This is a genomic window from Parasphingorhabdus sp. (assembly GCF_049667325.1).
GTDB lineage: Bacteria > Pseudomonadota > Alphaproteobacteria > Sphingomonadales > Sphingomonadaceae > Parasphingorhabdus.
Genome location: NZ_JBATHY010000228.1, coordinates 1 through 2651 on the forward strand (window position 1 = coordinate 1; position 2651 = coordinate 2651).

The 2651-nt window shown below is 59.8% G+C and carries 3 protein-coding genes; 2 read left to right on the forward strand and 1 reads right to left on the reverse strand.

Annotation, left to right across the window (positions count from 1 at the left end):
- The coding region (locus tag WBM93_RS10315) for a penicillin-binding protein activator (RefSeq protein WP_424431556.1) at window positions 1-1135 on the reverse strand (1135 nt) is incomplete at its 3' end.
- Window positions 1136-1195: 60 nt separating this feature from the next.
- On the opposite strand from WBM93_RS10315, the gene rsmI reads away from it, so the two are divergent.
- Together rsmI and WBM93_RS10325 are read left to right on the forward strand one after the other, a co-directional pair.
- Window positions 1196-2035, forward strand: coding sequence for a 16S rRNA (cytidine(1402)-2'-O)-methyltransferase (gene rsmI / locus WBM93_RS10320; protein WP_424431558.1), 840 nt, complete (start codon window positions 1196-1198; stop codon window positions 2033-2035).
- Between the two features lie 97 nt (window positions 2036-2132).
- Complete coding sequence (locus WBM93_RS10325; protein WP_424431560.1) at window positions 2133-2486, forward strand: YraN family protein; 354 nt, start codon at window positions 2133-2135, stop codon at window positions 2484-2486.
- Window positions 2487-2651: the final 165 nt, after the last annotated feature.

Consider the following 2651-nt stretch of genomic DNA (forward strand, 5'->3'; position numbering starts at 1 on the left):
ATCGAAATCCCTTGGGCGCAGGATCAACCACGGCAAAGCTGCCGGTGCGTATTTCCTGCACTTCCAGCGCACGCTCCGACACGCCGTCGGACTTGAACCGGAAAACACCGTCCAGTCCGATGAATCCGCCGGGGTCGGTGAGCTGGTTGATCGGAAAGGGCGATCCCACTTTCCAGTTGCGCGCCACTTTGACCGTCAGCAACACCGAATCATAGCCGAGGCTCGACAGCCGGAACGGCGCCTTGCCATAGCGGGCGCGATATTTGTCGGCATATTGCCGGTACAGGCTATCGGAAACGCTGGCGAACCAGGCGCCGCGGATCGATGGCGCACCGGCCAGATTGCTGCTCGTATTCCACAGGTCTGTGCCAAGGATTCTCGCCGTTTCGCTGGCATTGCTGCGAATATAGGGGGCTGCCTTGATTGCCATATCGCCATTGTCGGCAAGCAGGACCGCCTCGAAATCGCCATTTTCGGAGAGTTTCTTGGATGCGGCCTCGATTGATCTGGAATCACGATTGAACGTTTGGATCGATACCACCGTGCCGCCAACATCCTTCACCCGGCGCAACAGGGTCGATGAAGCACGCTGTCCGTAAACACCGTTGGGCACCATAGCCGCAAAGCGCGTCATGCCCTTGGATTTTGCATAGTCGACGACCCGCTCGATCGACTGCGACGGGATATGTCCCAATATGTAGACATTATTGCCAGCCGCGCCGGTGTCGTTAGAGAAGCTCAGGATCGGGACGCCCGCCGGTCGGGCGATATTGGCGGTCGCCACGACATTGTCGCTGAGCAGCGGACCGATGATCAGTTTGTTGCCATCGCGGATCGCGCTTTGCGCCGCTGCGGTCACCCCTTTGGCGGTGTCATAGCTGGTCATGCGGATATTGTCCGCCTTGGTGTCGAGCAGCGCCATGGTCGTGGCATTGGCCAGCGACTGGCCGACCCCGGCATTTTTGCCGGACAGTGGCACCAGCAAGGCGATGCGGTGATGTTTCTGGTCGTCGGGCAAGCCCGAAGTCACCGGCGGCGGGGTCGGGGTAGCGACCGGCGGCGGTTCTGCACCGCGCGGGACCACTGTTTCACAACCGGCGAGAAAGACGAACGCCGAAACGCCCGCCCACTTCAAAAAGCGGCGCCTTCTCGTTTGATCTTGTCCTTGATGCATTTTGTCTGCCATGACCGTCATATGTCTGCTCCTGCCCAACCCGGTCTCTATATCGTCGCCACCCCGATCGGCAACCTCGGAGATTTGTCGCGCCGCGCTGAAGAAACCCTCACCGTCGCCGATATCATATTGGTAGAAGACACAAGAGTGACCGGTAAACTACTGAATCATATTGATAAAAAGTCAAAGATGATGGTTTATAATGACCATAAGTCGGCGGCCGATCGCGAAGCCATTTTGGATGCGGTGAGATGTAAAATTGTCGCACTGGTCAGCGATGCGGGAACGCCGCTAATCTCGGACCCCGGTTACAAGCTGGTCCGCGATGCGCAGGCTGCGGGACTCTATGTCACGACGATTCCCGGTCCCAGCGCGGCGATCGCCGCCCTGACCCTGTCCGGTCTGCCCAGCGACCGGTTTCTGTTCGAAGGCTTCCTGCCCAGCAAGACCAAGGCGCGGACCGAATCGCTCACGGCGCTGAAGACGCTCAACGCCAGTCTGATATTTTACGAAAACGGCTCCCGTCTGGGCGCGATGCTGGCCGACTCATTGGCTGTGCTCGGGGATCGCAAGGCGGCGGTGGTCCGCGAAATCACCAAGCGTTTCGAGGAAGCGGTGGCTGGCACGCTGAGCGATCTGGCAGAGCGCTATGCTTCGGAAAAACCGAAAGGCGAGATCGTCGTGATCATCGGCCCCCCGGGCGCACCGGAAGCAGCCAGCGAAGCGGACATCGAGGCAGCGCTTCGCGAAGCATTGGTCCGGCTTCCGGCCTCGAAGGCGGCGGGCGAGGTCGCGCGCAGCTTCAACACCGATCGCAAGGCACTCTATGATCTGGCCAACCGCTGGAAATCGGAAAAATGAACGCTGCTCGACCCCACCCCGTTCGCCCTGAGCCTGTCGAAGGGCGCTTCCCCGCGAGAGGTGCTTCGACAGGCTCAGCACAAACGGCACCCCTAAAATGAAACGCGAGGCTGCGGAGAAGCGCGGCCGTCAGGCCGAAAAGACCGCGGCCCGGTTCCTGCGCCTGAAAGGCTGGCGGATATTGGCCGAACGGGTGCGGACACCGCGCGGCGAGGTCGATCTGGTCGCCAAGCGCGGCGGACTGGTAGCCTTTGTCGAGGTCAAGGCGCGGACGAAGCTGGAGGATCTGGAGCAGGCGATCGATCTGAAACGCCTCCAGCGCGTCGCCGATGCGGTTGAAATACTCTATCCGCAATATTGCAAAAAAGGCGAAGACGCCCGCATCGACGTGATATTGGTTGCACCAAGACGTCTGCCTGTTCATCTACCCAATGTATGGCATGGATTTTGACGCGCCACGGAATGCGCAGCGTTCCGAAGCGTCAACCCCCGCGAAGGCGGGGGTCTCTTGCGAATATTTCCTATACCACGCTAAACCAAAAGGTCCTTCGACAAGCTCAGGATGAACGGTTATGGTTTGTGAAACGCAACGCGATGTGCTCCGCACTTGTTGCGG

What these genes read in the sequence shown, in the direction of transcription:
- rsmI (WP_424431558.1), top strand. Translation starts at nt 1,196, where the DNA reads ATGTCTGCTCCTGCCCAACCCGGTCTCTATATCGTCGCCACCCCGATC.
- WBM93_RS10325 (WP_424431560.1), top strand. Translation starts at nt 2,133, where the DNA reads ATGAAACGCGAGGCTGCGGAGAAGCGCGGCCGTCAGGCCGAAAAGACC.